This is a genomic window from Streptomyces katrae (assembly GCF_002028425.1).
GTDB classification, from domain to species: Bacteria; Actinomycetota; Actinomycetes; order Streptomycetales; family Streptomycetaceae; genus Streptomyces; species Streptomyces katrae_A.
This window is the reverse complement of record NZ_CP020042.1, coordinates 6,647,706-6,662,535: the sequence shown is the minus strand read 5'-3', so window position 1 is coordinate 6,662,535 and position 14,830 is coordinate 6,647,706. Positions and strand designations below refer to the sequence as shown.

The following is a 14,830-nucleotide window of genomic DNA, read 5'->3' as shown; positions in this document are numbered from 1 at the left end:
TCCCTCCCCTTGTCCCTGACCGTCAGTGTGGGTGAGGAACGCCGCAGGCGTAAAAGCGCCTGTTGGGTCATGGCTCGTTCTCTCAGCAGGGCCCCGAGGCAGCGACGTGCCCGCGTACGCCCTGTGCATGCCCCTGTCCCACTGCATAGCTTGCGATGTTGGTCTGTCACACCCGAGCGAGCCGTAAGGGAAACAGGTTGAAGCCAGCCGCTGACGTACTGAAGGAGCTCGTCCAGCCCTCCAACATCTCCGCTCATTCCAGCACCGGGCTGGTCGGCAAGGTCGATGAAGCCGCTGCCGAGGACGACAAGGCCCGCGAGGAGGAGGAGCTCGACGAGCTCCGGCGCAAGTCGGGCCTGCGCCCCATACCCGCGAAGGAGCTGGACCGGACCGTCCAGCTCACGCCCTGGGATGTCTTGCACACCCTCGGCCAAGCCATCACCCTGTCCCGGCGAGGAGCCGGCCGCGGGCTCGCGGAACACTGGGGATGCCTGAAGTACAGCCAGGCTCTGACCTGCGTCGCCGAGTCCTTCATGACGCCCTCGGCAGAGGGCCGGGAGACCGCGGACTACTATAAGGCGATCCAGTCCGGCGAACTCGGCACCGGCTTCGCCCTGACTCTCGCCCGACCATCCAACGCCGCCCGTGTGAGTGGGAGCGGAAGGGCTCCGATCCGTAACAGTGCTGGAGCTTACGAGGCCCGGCTGTCAGTCGTCCTGTCGCTCCTCGTGCCCGGCGAGCTGCACTCGTAGCCGTTCCGCCTCGGCCTCGGCCCGGCGCAGTCGGCGCTCCAAGACAGCGCGAGTCGGCGGCGGAGTTTCGGGCTTCGGCGCCTCATTCCGGGGAATGAGCCAGCCCACGCGCTGATACGCGACAATCGCGCGAGCGTGGGGACACGTATGGCAAGACCGTTCCGGCCTCGGACGCGGCCAGCCTGCCTCCAGCATCCGGCGGGTGTGCTCACATTGGTGTTCAGATTGAAGCATCGGGTCTGAATCCCAGACCTGCTCGAATTCCTCGATCATCTGTTTCACCCTCGTGGCCTCGGCCAAGCGAGGCCCATCATCGGGTTTCCAGTCGAGGGCTGGCGCTACGACCTCTTCGACGTGTCCGCAGGCCAGCGTCACCATCCAGAAGGCCGACGTGTGTGCTTCATCGTGGCGCATCACGGCCCACACGTCGTCATCAGCCCATTCGGGTGGCTCCACCGGGTCCGCAGGAAAGCTCACCTCTCGCCGGTCTCCCCACTCAACGATGTCGCGGTAGGGGGCAAAGGATGCAGAGTCGCAAGGGCAGCCGCTTGAGCAGGATTTGATCTACAGCAACGACCTCTGGGGCTATCTGATGGTTCGGGAGGGGCGGAACGCGGCGCAGATCGACGAGACACCGAAGGATGCCGAAGGTTGTGCTCGTAGCGCCAACCTTGGTGGGTTCACCGAAGCGAGGATGTCGGAGTGGCCGATCAAGCTCCATCAAAAGTTCTGCTTCGCCACAGACAAGGGGAACATCGTCAGCGCCGAGATCACTCGCTTCGTCGGGGGAAATCGGAACTCAGTTACCGATCCTCCGACGCAGGTCGAGTTCACTGCGACCATGTGGCAGCGCAGTTGATCGACATCCGCTGGATGCCGCATGGTCCGCCCGTTGAGGTGTGCGGCCCGGCGTCTCATTAGGCGTTGGCCGGTTCGGTCTCAGCCTTGTAGCCGGTCGGGGTCCAGACCTTCGCATCGCTGATGCCGGTGATGGTGGCCAGATCAAAAGCGACCGCACCCGGGAAGTGCCTCCGAAAGTGGCAGGACCAAGGACTTCGAAAATCCTCATTCCTGCTAGTCAGAGGCACTTTTCGCTTGCCTCCACCGGTCGGACAGCCCGCTTCATGAAAGCGCAAGGCTAAGGGTCGTCCCGTAACTGCCAGGACCTCCGTGCTGGTCCCCGGGCGAGCCATGCCAGTGGCTGGTGACAGGCTTACGGGGTGTTGATTAAGGGATACGACGACGGCCCGTTGGGTGCTGGGGAGCCGATGCTGGCGCGCCCGGGCCCCACTTCCCCGAAGCGTTGGGAGACTGGGGCCCTGATGTGGTGTCGTACGGCTATCCTGGACAACTGCTCAGACCGCGAGCGGTAGCACGGCGCTGTTCCTGATCATGCTCGGAATCCCGCTTATGTTCCGGCGAAAGTGGACCTGTGCGTACAGCTCCTCGCCGCCCAGCTCCGTATCGAGCACCTTGCTCCCAAGCTCGAAGACGAACGTTCGTGTTTGCGTACTGCTTGTTGGCCTGTAGGTTCTTATTGGCATATTGAGGAGGCGGTCGTCATCGCCGCCGAACGGCTCGTCTTTATCGGATTCGAAGAGGGCCATGCTTTCGGCGAATCCATCCGGGAAGGCCAGGTCATCCGGGGTGAAGTTCGCCGTGTATTTAACGGTGAACAGAAAGTTACTCCCGCTCGGTTCAACGCTAATGGTGGGGTCGTTCGCAAAGTTCGCCATATTCTGCTCCTTGCGTGACCGGCTTACCTCTCGTGGCGCAGATATTTGCCAAGATCCCCTGTACTGACGGTCGCACGCAGAGTATCAACATCGCAACACGAGAGGTTGCGACGATCAGCGACACGTTTGCCCCTGACCCCCTATCAGCCGGGCGGCTGCCGCAGCCAAGGACGAGAATCCGCTCGGCGGCCGGGGCCGGGATGGAACCGGGGTGGTGCGTGATCAGGGTGGCGGTCCGCCCCTCCGCGCCGACCAGGACTTACGCCTCGCCGATGCTGTCGAAGCCACGGAGTAGCGGCTCCAGCTCGTGGGCGGCACCACACAGTGCGCACAGACGTGTGCCTGCCCGCTCGGCGTGATCGAGTGCCTGCCGCCAAGTTAGAGCCGGTCGGCCGGTCGGGGCATCGGGGCAGTCGACTGTGTGGATGACGGCATGGTCGGGGCCGCGACCACGCAGTGGTTCCACGACCCAGCCGGGAGGCCGCCGGGGACCCAGCTGCCGCTCTTTGGAGTCCGGCAGCGGCAGGGGGTAGACGGGGACGGCCGCGTACGCGGCCGGGTCCACGCCCTCGATAGGCCGTGCGCGGCCGGGGGCGTCCACCCACATGCGGGCGGACGCCGTACTCATGACGCCGTCCTCGTCGCAGACCCACAGGTCGAAGGAGACGAGGTAGAACCATCCGCCCGGCAACTGCCGCCGTTCCCACAGCAGCCCTGTGACCTCGCCCTGGGGGAGCAGGATCTGCACCGGGGGCGGGACGAAGTCAGCCGGGTGGTCGTTTCGCGGGGCTGGCGTCGCGGTTCCCGGGCGTGGGGCTGCCACGGGGCGCGCCTCCTTACGCGGCCGGCACCCACAGGCGGGTGCGGGCCTGGCGGCGAAGTTCCACTATGCCTGTCGGGGATGCACCGGGCGTGGTCCAAAACGGGTGGCCGTAAAGACAGCGGAGGGCCTCCACGAGCTCGCGCCGCAACAAGGCGGTAGGAGCGGCCGGAGGCTGCTGTGCGAGGGCCTCGTAGGCCAGGATCACCCGGACCTGGGCCTGTGCAAGATCGGATGGGAAGGCCGGTCGCGCCATACCGGCATTAGGTCATCTGTTCGATTTCGTGTGCAAGTCGAGTCGACCCGTTCGCGTTGTGGCAAATCTGTGCGGGTATGGGCCCGGTGTGACTTTGTCCCCGCCGCTGGAGCCGATGCTGGCACGGTCCGTCCCTCGCTTGCCGACGCCAGCCGCCCTACCTGGGGAAGCCGCGAGAGCGCCTCGGTCCTCATCCCGTCGACCATGAACGTTGCTCTCGCCCGGCATTGGAAGCGTTCCGGTGGCCCTCGGCTGTTGTCTCCCCAGGTGGGTCGATAGAGGGGCTCCTGATGTACCTCTTCAGGGCTTGCCTTAGCTCCCGTACTGCGCGGTGTCGCTGAACATGCACCTGGGCGAGAGGAATGGCCAAAGCGGCAGAGATCTCGACATCCGTCAAACCGCTGGCTTGGAGGCTGGCGACCTTGTGTCGTTGTGTGGGCCGCATGGCCTGGAGCCCCTGCTGCAGTAGCTCTGCGGCGACATCTCCAGGGTCGGATTGTGAGTAGTCGTGGCTAAGTGCCTGGGTCACGTTGAGGCGGTTGGCACGCTCTGCCAGGCGGCCGATCGCACCGTCTTCTGTCGGCGATGCCCGCTGGAGGCGGCGGCAGGTATCGATGGCTCGATTTCGCGCTGCCACGCGCAGGTAGCGGACAGGGTCTTCCATTGAGCCGATGCGGTCCCAGTCGCTGAACGCCCTGACGAACACTTCGGCGACTACGTCCTCAGCAGCGGCCTGGCCGAGCGACGGGAACTGGAGCTGGACGTAGCGGGTCAGGCGGGGATGCATCTCTTGGTAGAGCTGCTGCAAGCGCGCCTGGGAGGCTGATGCGGTGTCTTCACCGCAGCCAGCCTCCCATTCCGTGTCGCCAGTAGGCGTCACGGGCGACGCCACTCGCTGTGGGACCGGGCCTCGCCTTCTGTGATCATCACCGCTCGGTTCACGCGCCGGCAGTAGTCGATGGCCCGGTGAGCCAGGTTTACGCCAGCAGCGGCGATCACCCCAAGTTCGACCGTTTCAGCGGCCGGGTCCCAGGTGTTGCTGAAGGCTTCCACCGTCTTGCAGGCGATCAGCGCGATGACGCCAGCGATGTGGTACTTGGGTAGATACATGTCCAAATGGAACCTTTCTCATCATTTGTGTGCCTGTTGCTCTGAAGCGCAACCGTCGGTCACCCGGCGCAATGAGTCACCTTTGGTTACGAGATGCATTTCAATGGATGCGTAGAGTGGCGGTCAAGTGGGGGATCACTCATGCGAGCGATTTTGGGCATTCCGAACACGCCTACCGGCTAAGCCTGGTAGGCGTCCCCCTGCCTGAGCGGTGCACCGAAGGAGTTGGCCTGGCTGCTGGGACTTCAACCGTTTGCGCCGGGTGACCAGCAGCCAGACCGAGCAACAGACACAGAAAGGTCCGTCGGAGAGCTAACGTCCAGCGGGGCCGGATTCTTAACCACCTACCAAAAATTTCTGTATGTGCCTCTGGTCGAGAGGTTGCCAGAGCCGACTGGCAAGACAGCTGCTGACTGCAAGAGGAGGCAGGCCAGCTGAGTTGGACGCAGGGCGATCGTGCGTCCCTATCGGTGAGCTGTCGTGAGGTGGCCGGACACCCATGGGTGGCCCGTTCGCGCTGCGCGAGAGGTGGATCGACCGAGCGAGCTTGGGTCAGCAGCGACGTGCGAGAACGGCCCGAACACGAAACCGCCCATGGCTTCCCGTGGCTTAGGAACCCTGAGATCGAACTGCTGCCGAAATAGCGATCGCTTCGCCTGAACGAGGGAGACGCAGCTACCGCCGCCCCACTCTGCACCCTCGTCATCCGGTGGATGACTGCACCCGTGTCGCTGGCGAGGACGGCCGGCGCGGCCTCAACGACGTCGGGCTCCACGTGACAGAGGCCGTCACGGCGCACCGACAAGCCCCCTGCGCCAGCAACATGCGCGACCGCCGGCTGGTGTGCCTCCGTGAGCAACCCAAGGGGCTGATGCTGACCGTTTGCCGACCAAAGCCCTGCCGTCACGCCGCTGACCTGCGGAAACGCCCAGATGTCAGATGTAGGACTTGAACATGGTGCGAAGCATCGGAAAACTCCCGGATTGTCTGCTCCCTGCCTGCTCCGCAGGTCAAGGGCGGTCCCGGCACCTTACAACGGTTCGCATCCCCGGTCAGCCGTCCCCATGCCCTTAAGAACTCGCGCTGACCCTTTGCTGACTCTTCTGACGCATCACCAGATCGGTGCGATCCCCCACCTCGCTGCCGCGACCACGACCGGTCGCGGCCTGATCAGGGCGGAAGATATCTGCCGTGCTACCGCCGTGTAGGGCGCGAGCGCCGGGTATCCACGGCACACCCTCTCTCCTGTACTTATCGGCCACCGTCGTGCACCAGATTCGGTCAACTGCGTGGAAAAGGATCACGGCCGAACTCCGCCTCCCCTAGGGTCAGGCGTCTGTCTGTAGAAAACGGGGAGAACATGGATCCGATCACGGCTATCGCCGTAGCCGGGGTGGCTCTGGTCATCAAGGGGGCGCTGGAGACCACCGGCCAGGAAGCGGGTCGCGCGGGCTGGGGTGGAGGTGTCCAGCTCATCGAACGGCTGCGGGCTCGATTCCGTGGGGACAGCGGGGCCGAGGCGGCCCTTGACCAGCTACAGCAGAGTCCCGGGGACTCAGCGGCCCAGGAGGAACTCCAGCGCGTGCTGCTGGCGCACATGCTCCGCGACCGGGACTTCGAGGCCGAGGTCCGGCGGACCGTCGACGAGGCCGCGGCCGCCCATGGAGGCCGGGGCCATGTGAATGCTGCCGTGATCAAGAACGCCCAGATTTTCAACGAAAAGGTCGAAGTCCAGGGCGACTGGAACATCTCCTGACGGGCTGAACGTTCATGAGCAAGGAACCTCTGCCAGACGAGGTGGTGCACACAACCGGTGGCTCGGGCCCCGTCTCGGAGGACCCGACGCACGCGACGACCAAGTCACCCGCAACAGACAGCACAGCGGACGAGGACGGCCCGGTCAGTGAGTCGGACGCGTTACGTTCGCTGGCCGCGGGTGGTGCGGAGAGCGAAGCCGAAAGGGCCGAGGCACTGCGCGCCGGGGCCATTGCGGACCGTATCGCCGAGCGGCTGAACGCGGACGCGTCCAGGACCAGAATCGGCACACTGGCGCTCTTCAACGACACGGTGAGTTTCGGCGGTGGATTCAACTTCGGCGGCGGCCGTGTCCCGGCGGCCTCAAGCGGATCCACAGGTACGGTACCCCTTGCTGAGGATGAGATCGCCGAGTACACGGATCTGTATGTACAGCCGGAGCGCTACGACGAAGCGCTGGACGCGTTGTGCAAGCGGCATCTGCTGGTGCTGACCGGTTCGCCCGGCAGCGGGCGGACGGCTGCTGCCGTCAATTTGCTCGCCGAGGCGCTCACACTGAACAGCTCCTCGGACGGCGGCTGTCACCGTCTTCTCGACGCGGTGTCCATCGTCTCCCCCGCTTGGGAGCCCCCGGCCGAGCGAAGCGGCTGCATCGCTGTGCTGGACGGCTACCCCGACGGGCTTTCGGCACGCGGACTCGCGGGTGCCGCGTCAAAGCTCCGAGCTGCCGGGGCCCATCTCGTGCTCATCGGCGGACCCGAGGTCGAGGCGGCTGTGTCCGGCCCCAGTGGCGACGACCTCGCGTGGCACGGGCTGAGTCCGGTGGATCCACTCGCCGTGCTGGAGCGCCGGGTACTCGGGCACGGCGCTGATCCCGAGCGCCGGGGCGAGCTGATGGCGCTGCTGGACGCCTCGGGCGCCTTGACCGCTCTGAGGGAACAGCCACTGGCCTCCCATGCGGTGCGGCTCGCTTCGGTGGTCACAACCGGTGGCGACCTGGCAGCGGCCGTCGCCGCGTTACGTGACCCCAGCGATCAGGTCTACACGTGGTTCCGCACCCATCATGAGCCGGAGGCCATCGCCTTCGCACTCGCCGCCGCCGTGCTGGAGGGCGGTGGTTACCTCACCGTCGCCGACGCCGCGCTCCGCCTTCGTCAGGCCCTGTCGCCAGAGGAGCCGGCCCCGCCGGATGTGCGTTTCCGGGACCGCTTGGAGCAGGACCAGCCCTGGATCGAGCTGGTCTTCCCCGGAGCGGGGGAACTGCCCGGGTCTCCCCGGGTGCGTTTTCGCAGTGCGCTGGTGCGCCACGTGGTCCTCACCTATGCATGGACCACGTTGGACGGGCGCCGGGAAGCGGTGCTCCAGTGGTTGCGGCGGCTGCTCGGCCACTCCGATCTGGAGGTCAGGGCCCAGGCGGCCGTCGCGAGCGGGGTGCTGGCCCGGTCCGACTACCACTACGCGGTGCACCGCTTCGTGAAGTCCTGGGCCGGAAGCACTTCGTGGCCTGTGCGACAGGCTGCGGCAACGGCCATCGGCGTGGCCGGATCGACTCCCGCCACAGCCGAAGCGGTCTGGGAGCTGCTGCACCAGTGGGCAGGCGGCGGCCACTCGGCGTACGAGCGGCGGCTGGCAGGCACCGCGGCCACCGCCGTCGGCGGGCTCTTCGGCCGCAACGCCCCGGATCGAGCTTTAGGCGTGCTGCGCAGCGCGCTGGACCGGGGGGACGACTGGGGCACATTGACCCCGGTCGCCTGGGGCGGGGTACACCTACTCCACCAGGGGCGCACACAGGAGGTACTGACCGCCTACCTGCACTGGTCTCAGCCGCAGGACCAGTCGCCGATGGTCCTCAAGACGCTTTCCGCGTTCGTCTTCGCCGCTTCGACGCCGTACACCTCGGCCGTCCCTGGCGCAGCGGGACCGGGGGGAGCCGTCGACGGCGTGCCGCTGCTCCTGAGCGTGCTACCCCACCACCGTCGGGCACTGGCTGAGCTCTGGGGGCGGGCACTGGCCCGCAAACCCGTGCAGGAGCCGGCGTTCGCGGCCTTGCGCGGATGGATCGACACCTACGCCGACTCGTGCCCCGAGGGTCCGGCATCCCTGCGCACCCTGGTGCTCGACATCGCACGTCTCCCGGGCAAGCACCGGGAGCGCTTGCACTGGTGGCTCACGAAATGGGCCAGTGACCGGGAACACCCTTCCGCGCATGCCGCGGACCTGGCCCGCGCTCTTGAACTGTGAGAGGAGAACGGTGACGGAACTGACCTACGACCCTGTGCTGGACCGCCAGCCCGTGCCGCGCTGGCGGCTCATCAACCCGCTGCGGCCCCCGACCCCGGGGCGAGCGCTCGTCCTGGTGCCCGACAGCGGGGCCGCTCTGGTGATCCTGCCGGGCGAGGAGATTCCGGCGGCCCGGTTCGGCTCGTACCAAAGTGTGTACACCGTCGATCTCGCTGAGCACCGGCTGATCCTGGATATTCCGCTACTGAGCAGGGACGCCACCTTCTCGTTCCGCAGCAGGGTCGATCTCGTCTGCCGGGTCGCCAATCCGGCCGAGGTGGTCCGGCGCGGCATCCGGGACATGAGCGGAGCGCTGTACGGGCACTTGCGCACGATGCTCCGGGCGGTGGCACGAGAATACGACGTCGCTGAATTCCACCAGGCCGAGCGGGCGTTGAACGCCTCGGTCAGCGGCTTCACGGGTGATTCAGCCGTACTGTTGCGCGGCCTTCATGTGGAACTGCTCATCGACGAGGACGAGATCGCCACCAGCGGGCGGGAATTCCGCGATGTCGTTCGGGAGACCCGGCTCGATGGAATGCGGCGCCGACGCCATCTGGAGCTGATGCGGGACGAGGGCGTTGAAGGCATCATCGCCGAGATCATGGAGAGGGAGGGACCACGCGCGGCACTCGCCTGGATCGAGAAAGGCCAGGCCGAGCAGCGGGAGGCGCATCTCCAGACCCTGCGCATGGTGCTGGAACGGGGAGACGCCGACCGTGAGCCGTTCGAGCAGGCGGAGCTCGAGCGAGCCGTGATCGACGGAATTCTCGGCGGCGAGGACGAGCCGTTCGGCGGACCGCGGCGAGGACGCCTGCGAGGCGCTCTCTCCTCCGCACGTGACCCTCTGCTCTCGGCCCCCGGGCCAGCGGGGGACGCAGGCCGTCCCTCGTCGGATGCCGGCCCCAGCGGACGTACGTCGCCTGCCGCGAAGCCCCGAATGTCGGGGAGGACGCCCTTGCGGGGCGAGGTGGTGACGCCGGTGCCGACGGTTCCTCCGGAAGACGAACCGGTACCGCCCACGACACCGCCGGGGCGGCCGGAAGCAGGCGGAGGGGGACGGTCCCCCGGTGACCGGTCGGCCTCCGGTACGGTCGGCACGGCGAAGCCCTCACGACTGTCCGGCACCGCGCGCCACTCCGGATCGGAACGCCCCTACGACGCCGCAACCCCGGCGTCCGAGCAGCCCAGGCGGGCGAGCCGGGTACGGGGCACGGCAAAGCGGCAGCGCGGCACGGACGGCGGCGAGCGCGGATGACTCCACCGCACCAGGACGCCGAGGACGATGGGGCCCGCATCATCGGCCGCGGTCCGGTCGCCCTCCCCTCCTCACCCCGCGCGGAGGAATGGCCGCCGTTGCACGAAGGCGGCTCGGCCCACCTGCCGCCTTCCGGCACAGGGGCCACCGGTTCCTCATCACCACAGCCGACCGGGTCCGCCGATTCCGACGCATCGGGACCCCAGCCCGCCCCCCGGATGATCTGGGGCCACAGCACTCCCGGGCTCCACACCATCGGCGTTTGGACGGAACGCGTGCCGGGGCGCGGCGAGGACGCCGAGCCGCTGCTCGCCTACCACCTGACGACACATCGGGGCCTGATCGGCGTCTTCGACGGTTCGGGCGGCTCTGGTTCATCGCCCGCCTGGCAGGCGCCGGATGGTGAGCAGCGGACGGGCGCGTGGGTAGGGGCACGCGTCGCCCGGCTCGCCGTGGACTGCTGGTTCCAGGAGGTGACCACCACAGGGGAGGCCGCCGGTGCCGAAAACCTGAAGGGATACTTGGACTTCTTCCACGAGCGGGCCCCGCAGCGACACAGCAAGATCGTCGGAAAGATGCGGCGCCAACTGCCGACCACGCTGGCCGCCATCGAATTCAGCCTGCCGCCAGAAGGCCAATTGGAAGGCCTGGCTCTGTGGGCCGGGGACTCCCGCGCCTATCTGCTGGACCCGGAGGCCGGGCTCCAGGTACTGACTCGGGACCATACCGAGGTGAGCGACGCGCTGGAACTGCTGCGTTCGGACCCGCCGATGACCAACACGGTCTGCGCGGACCGCGACTTCTACGTCCAGGAGCACTCGTTCAAGTTCCCGCTGCCCTGTGTCCTGCTGACGGCCACGGACGGCTTCTTCGGGTACGTCCACACCCCGGCGGACTTCGAGAACGCCCTGCTGTCCACCCTGCGGCACGCGAACTGTGAGACCGAGTGGGCCGAGCTGATCCGCCGGAGCGTGCAGGGCTATACCGCCGATGACGCCTCGCTCGGCCTCATCGCGCTCGGCTACAAGGACTTCACCAGGCTACGGGACGCATTCGCCGCGCGCCAGGAGTTCATCGCCGGGTTCTGCCGGAAGGACCGGCCCACGCACACCGATCCGGCATCTGCCGTACGGGCCTGGCAGGACGACACCTGGCACGGCTACCGCACCGGCTACGAGACATACCTGCCGGCGCCACAGGAGGAGCGGGCATGAAGCAGGGCGATGAGATCGCGGGATACCTCGTGGTCAGCGAGCCGACGAACGCCAACGGCGGCAAATGCATGTGGGCATTCGCCGAGAAGGACGGCCATCAGTACTTCCTGAAGCGCTTCCTCGAACCCAAGCGTCCGCGCGAGGGATCCACCGCGAGCGCCGCCAGCCAACGGATCCGCCTCGAAGTGTGCCAGGAGTTCGAGGACCGGCACCGCGGCATCATGAAGCGGCTGCGCCCGGATGCTGTCGGCGGCGGCAATCTGGTACTTGCCGCGGACTTCTTCCACGAGGGCAGCACGTACTACAAGGTCACCGAACGGATCGACACCTCCAGCCTGGAGAAGCCCCAAGCACTGGAACCCCGGCAAAAGGCGGTGCTGCTGAAGACGCTGGCTCTGAGCCTCCAGCTACTCCACGACATCGACGTGGTGCATGGCGACCTCAAGCCGCTGAATGTGCTGATCCAGAAGCGCGACGGAGTCGTCTTCTACTCGGCGAAGCTGATCGACTTCGACGACTCGTACGTATCGGGCAGTCCACCGGGCCGCCAGGAGGTCGCCGGTGACTCCTTGTACGGGGCACCGGAATGGCGCCGGTACGTCCAGGAGGACGAGACCGTCCAGCCGGAGCATCTGACGACGGCGGTGGACGTCTTCGCGCTGGGCTTGATGACGCACTACTACCTGACCGGCGCGCTGCCGGGACACAGCACTCGGTACGGTTCCCCGGCCGACGCGGTCAACGCGGGCGAGGTACTGAACCTGGACCCGCGGCTCTCGGACTCCATGCAAGGGCTCATCCGGGCGATGACCGGCCCAGTGCCGAGGAACCGCCCGCGGATCGCCACGTATCTCAAGGCGCTCGCGGACCCGCAGGTGTGCGCCCTCGTACACCGGCGCCCGGGTACAACCACACCGGCGAGGACGCATCCCGAGGTGCCGGGCCCGGCGGCCCTGAAGCCCGGGGTGGCCGACGACGCCCTTACGCGGACCAGCCGGATCAGAACCAACCTCGGACGCGGCACGGTACCCGCACCCACATCCCCGCCGTCGTCCACACCTCCTTCCCCGGCCACCGGGACGGCGAAGGAGGAAGGGGCAGCGCCGGCCGCCGGGCGGACCTCGCGGGTCCGCATCAACCTCGGCGACCGCAAGCACACCTCGTAAGCCATCCGAGATCATCGAGGAGACACACCCAATGAACGGCAACATCGACCAGTACCAGGGCAATCTGCAGTACGCGGTCGACATCGTGTTGTGCATTGACGCGACCGGCAGCATGTTCCCGGTCCTGGACACGGTGAAGACCAGCGCCCTCCAGTTCCACGACCGGCTCAATGAGGTGATGGCCAAGAAGGGCAAAGCCATCAGCCAACTGCGGCTGAAGGTCATCGCGTTCCGCGACTTCGGCGACAACACCGACGATGCAATCGAGCAGACGGGCTTCCTGGTGCTGCCCGACCAGTCGAAGGACTTCGAGATGTTCGTACGAGGCATCGACGCCGGGGGCGGCGGCGACATTCCGGAGTCAGGTCTCGAAGCGCTCGCTCTCGCGATCAACTCGCCCTGGGAGAAGGGCCTCGACCGTAGGCGGCACGTCATCGTGATGTTCACGGACGCCCCCGCCCACCCGCTCGGAACGGTCGGGGCCTCGGCTCAGACCTATCCGGCCGGCATCCCGCGCACCATGGACGAGCTCTTCGAGCAGTGGGGCTATGCCCGCAGTCAGACTGCGGTGATGGAGCAGTCCGCGAAGCGTCTGGTGCTGTTCGCTCCGGACGGAGCGCCGTGGCAGGACCCGATCGCCGAGGAATGGGACCTGACTCTGCATTTCGAGTCGAAGGCCGGCGCCGGACTGGAGGAATTCGAGATGGACGAAATCATCGAGACCATCGCGAACAGCCTGTGAACCTCGATCTCCCGGGCGCGTCGGTGAGGCTGGCCGACGGTACCTTCGTCTTCAACTGGCACCGCCTGGGCGTGCTGGACCTTTCGGTGGAACGCTGCACCTCGCTGCACAGCAGGGCTCATGGACAGCCGGGCGAAGTCCAGCTGATCTTCTGGTTTCGGCCGGAGGGGACGAGCGAGGGGGCCAGCGGGATGGTCATGGTGCGGGTCGACGTTCCCACCCAGTACGCGGCTTCAGCCGCACGGTTCATGACGGAGGTTCGTGTCAGGTACGGCATCCTCGGTCCACCAGACGACGGAGACCAGGAGGATGCCGTGAGCCGCATTCCTCGCGACGACCCGAACTGGATCACAGGGTCCACGAACGCGGACTCCGAGGAACTGTACGGGGAGATCTTCGACCGGATCACGACAGAGCCGGCACCCTGACCGGCTCGCGATAATAGGAGGGGAAGCGACGGTGTCCGGGGCCAACTGGCGCTGTACGGCATGCGACGTCTACAACGTGCCTGCCGCGAAAGCGTGTCAGGCATGCGATACGGACCGAAGTAGACCGCCTGCACGGAAACGGTCCCTTGCCGGGCCGTCGAGCAACTGGAACTGCGCCCAGTGCGGCACGAACAACGGTCAGGACGATCTGAGCTGCATAGGCTGCGCTACCGGCTGGAAGGCGGCGACGAAGAAGGCTGCCCCCAAAGAGCCGACACCGCGCAAGCCCGCCGCGAAGAAGGCGGCCGCGCCCAAGCCCACCACCGCGAAGAAGGCGACAGCCCCCAGGAAGACGACCACCAGGAAGACGACTTCGAGCCCCACCGTGCCGCCCCGCCGCGAGCCGGTGGAGGTGTTCTACCCCTCGGCCCCCGGCGGGTACGCACCCCCGTCCGCCGCCCCGGCCCCTCCACCGCCTGTCCCAGCCCCTCCGTACATGCCTCCTCCCTACACTCCTCCGTACCGCCCTCCTTTCTACGGACCGCCCAAGCGGTCCGGTAAGGGCAAGGGTTGCGCCCTGGGTTGTCTCGGGTTGTTCGTCGTGATGTTCCTGCTGCCGATGCTGTCCAGAGGCATCCACGATCTCCTGGCGTCGGAAAGTGACGGCTCCCGCTCGGGCTCCGGCGGCACGACGCCCAGGGCCGCCTCCTGCCCAGACCGGATCGCCCGGGCCATCCCTGCCGGAGACGGGGCGGAGTTGGTCAAGGCGTTTCGAACGGAGAACAAACAGATCACGCTCTGTCGAACGAGTGGCGGAGGCCTGTACTACTACGGGGAGTTCAGCGACCAGCGCGAGCCGGGAATCGCCATGCCTGCCCAGGAGACAACGGGCGGCTTCGAAGCGCGCAACGACCCGTACAGCTACCGCATCGACGGGGACACCGTGACGGTCTACCAAGACGGCAAGCGGATCGGCCGGGAATCACTCATCCCGGAACCGTCTCCGTCCTGAGGGTCGCCGGCGCAAGGGATGTCTGTTCCCTGCCCGCCTTTCTGCAGGTGCAGGAAGGTCTCCGGAGCCTGCAACGACTCGCAAGTTCGGTCATCTGTCCGCAGGTCGTTCAGGACTCACGCTGACCCGTTGCTGACTGTTCTGGCACTCAGCCAGGACGCGTGGCCGTCAGGTCCGGCCGAATACCGAGCAGCCCCGCCTTGTCGCCCGTCATCGGATCCCAGATGGCTATGGAATTGCCAGCGGTAACGAGCCTCAGGTCACCATCCAGGATGAGCGCGTGCAGGGCACTGAGCCGCGG

Annotated in this window: 15 protein-coding genes; 10 read left to right on the top strand and 5 right to left on the bottom strand. The window is 66.8% G+C overall.

Annotated elements, in window-relative coordinates; all coding sequences use genetic code 11:
* The first annotated feature begins 197 nt into the window (after window positions 1-197).
* A complete protein-coding gene (locus B4U46_RS30210) occupies window positions 198-752 on the top strand; it encodes a hypothetical protein (protein WP_079430794.1) in 555 nt (184 codons plus the stop codon).
* A 559-nt stretch (window positions 753-1,311) separates the two neighbouring features.
* Complete coding sequence (locus B4U46_RS30205; RefSeq protein ID WP_079430793.1) at window positions 1,312-1,611, top strand: hypothetical protein; 300 nt, start codon at window positions 1,312-1,314, stop codon at window positions 1,609-1,611.
* 496 nt (window positions 1,612-2,107) lie between these two features.
* On the opposite strand, the gene B4U46_RS30200 is transcribed toward B4U46_RS30205, so the two are convergent.
* The 4 genes from B4U46_RS30200 to B4U46_RS30180 all read right to left on the bottom strand — a co-directional run bounded on the left by B4U46_RS30200 (window position 2,108) and on the right by B4U46_RS30180 (window position 4,674).
* Window positions 2,108-2,488, bottom strand: a complete 381-nt coding sequence (locus B4U46_RS30200) for a hypothetical protein (RefSeq protein ID WP_079430792.1) — start codon at window positions 2,486-2,488, stop codon at window positions 2,108-2,110.
* 259 nt (window positions 2,489-2,747) lie between these two features.
* Window positions 2,748-3,311, bottom strand: a complete 564-nt coding sequence (locus B4U46_RS30195) for a DUF6233 domain-containing protein (protein ID WP_221265244.1) — start codon at window positions 3,309-3,311, stop codon at window positions 2,748-2,750.
* Between the two features lie 443 nt (window positions 3,312-3,754).
* The gene (locus B4U46_RS30185; protein WP_123995211.1) at window positions 3,755-4,372 is read right to left on the bottom strand and encodes an RNA polymerase sigma factor; all 618 of its coding nucleotides are present in this window, start codon (window positions 4,370-4,372) and stop codon (window positions 3,755-3,757) included.
* A 68-nt stretch (window positions 4,373-4,440) separates the two neighbouring features.
* Window positions 4,441-4,674 (bottom strand): hypothetical protein, encoded by a 234-nt coding sequence (locus tag B4U46_RS30180; RefSeq protein WP_123995212.1) that lies wholly within the window; start codon window positions 4,672-4,674, stop codon window positions 4,441-4,443.
* Between the two features lie 1,360 nt (window positions 4,675-6,034).
* On the opposite strand from B4U46_RS30180, the gene B4U46_RS30175 reads away from it, so the two are divergent.
* The 7 genes from B4U46_RS30175 (at window position 6,035) to B4U46_RS30145 (ending at window position 13,517) form a co-directional block, all read left to right on the top strand.
* Window positions 6,035-6,430, top strand: a complete 396-nt coding sequence (locus B4U46_RS30175) for a hypothetical protein (RefSeq protein ID WP_079430787.1) — start codon at window positions 6,035-6,037, stop codon at window positions 6,428-6,430.
* Between the two features lie 14 nt (window positions 6,431-6,444).
* Window positions 6,445-8,670: a HEAT repeat domain-containing protein gene (locus B4U46_RS30170; protein WP_079430786.1), complete on the top strand. Its 2,226-nt coding sequence runs from the start codon at window positions 6,445-6,447 to the stop codon at window positions 8,668-8,670.
* Between the two features lie 10 nt (window positions 8,671-8,680).
* Complete coding sequence (locus B4U46_RS30165) at window positions 8,681-9,967, top strand: hypothetical protein (RefSeq protein ID WP_079430785.1); 1,287 nt, start codon at window positions 8,681-8,683, stop codon at window positions 9,965-9,967.
* A 275-nt stretch (window positions 9,968-10,242) separates the two neighbouring features.
* Window positions 10,243-11,181 carry a serine/threonine protein phosphatase gene (locus B4U46_RS30160; protein WP_237293174.1) on the top strand — a complete coding sequence of 313 codons (939 nt, stop codon included), beginning with the start codon at window positions 10,243-10,245 and terminating at the stop codon, window positions 11,179-11,181.
* Entirely contained in the window at window positions 11,178-12,347 is a 1,170-nt protein-coding gene (locus B4U46_RS30155) for a protein kinase domain-containing protein (protein WP_079430783.1), read from the top strand. The genes B4U46_RS30160 and B4U46_RS30155 overlap by 4 nt, the downstream gene beginning before the upstream one ends.
* A gap of 31 nt (window positions 12,348-12,378) precedes the next feature.
* Window positions 12,379-13,089 carry a vWA domain-containing protein gene (locus tag B4U46_RS30150; protein WP_079430782.1) on the top strand — a complete coding sequence of 237 codons (711 nt, stop codon included), beginning with the start codon at window positions 12,379-12,381 and terminating at the stop codon, window positions 13,087-13,089.
* Window positions 13,086-13,517, top strand: a complete 432-nt coding sequence (locus B4U46_RS30145) for a hypothetical protein (protein WP_079430781.1) — start codon at window positions 13,086-13,088, stop codon at window positions 13,515-13,517. Before B4U46_RS30150 ends, B4U46_RS30145 begins: the two co-directional genes overlap by 4 nt.
* Window positions 13,518-13,715: 198 nt before the next feature.
* Here the strand turns inward: B4U46_RS30145 and B4U46_RS30140 are convergent, their stop codons facing one another.
* Window positions 13,716-13,901, bottom strand: coding sequence for a hypothetical protein (locus B4U46_RS30140; protein WP_079430780.1), 186 nt, complete (start codon window positions 13,899-13,901; stop codon window positions 13,716-13,718).
* A 208-nt stretch (window positions 13,902-14,109) separates the two neighbouring features.
* Between B4U46_RS30140 and B4U46_RS30135 the strand changes: the two genes are divergently transcribed.
* Window positions 14,110-14,529: a hypothetical protein gene (locus B4U46_RS30135; RefSeq protein ID WP_079430779.1), complete on the top strand. Its 420-nt coding sequence runs from the start codon at window positions 14,110-14,112 to the stop codon at window positions 14,527-14,529.
* Window positions 14,530-14,830 lie beyond the last annotated feature (301 nt).

Bases quoted from the DNA above. Each gene is read 5' to 3' on its own strand.
- B4U46_RS30200 (WP_079430792.1), bottom strand. From the start codon at position 2,488: ATGGCGAACTTTGCGAACGACCCCACCATTAGCGTTGAACCGAGCGGG.
- B4U46_RS30180 (WP_123995212.1), bottom strand. From the start codon at position 4,674: ATGTATCTACCCAAGTACCACATCGCTGGCGTCATCGCGCTGATCGCC.
- B4U46_RS30175 (WP_079430787.1), top strand. From the start codon at position 6,035: ATGGATCCGATCACGGCTATCGCCGTAGCCGGGGTGGCTCTGGTCATC.
- B4U46_RS30170 (WP_079430786.1), top strand. From the start codon at position 6,445: ATGAGCAAGGAACCTCTGCCAGACGAGGTGGTGCACACAACCGGTGGC.
- B4U46_RS30155 (WP_079430783.1), top strand. From the start codon at position 11,178: ATGAAGCAGGGCGATGAGATCGCGGGATACCTCGTGGTCAGCGAGCCG.
- B4U46_RS30150 (WP_079430782.1), top strand. From the start codon at position 12,379: ATGAACGGCAACATCGACCAGTACCAGGGCAATCTGCAGTACGCGGTC.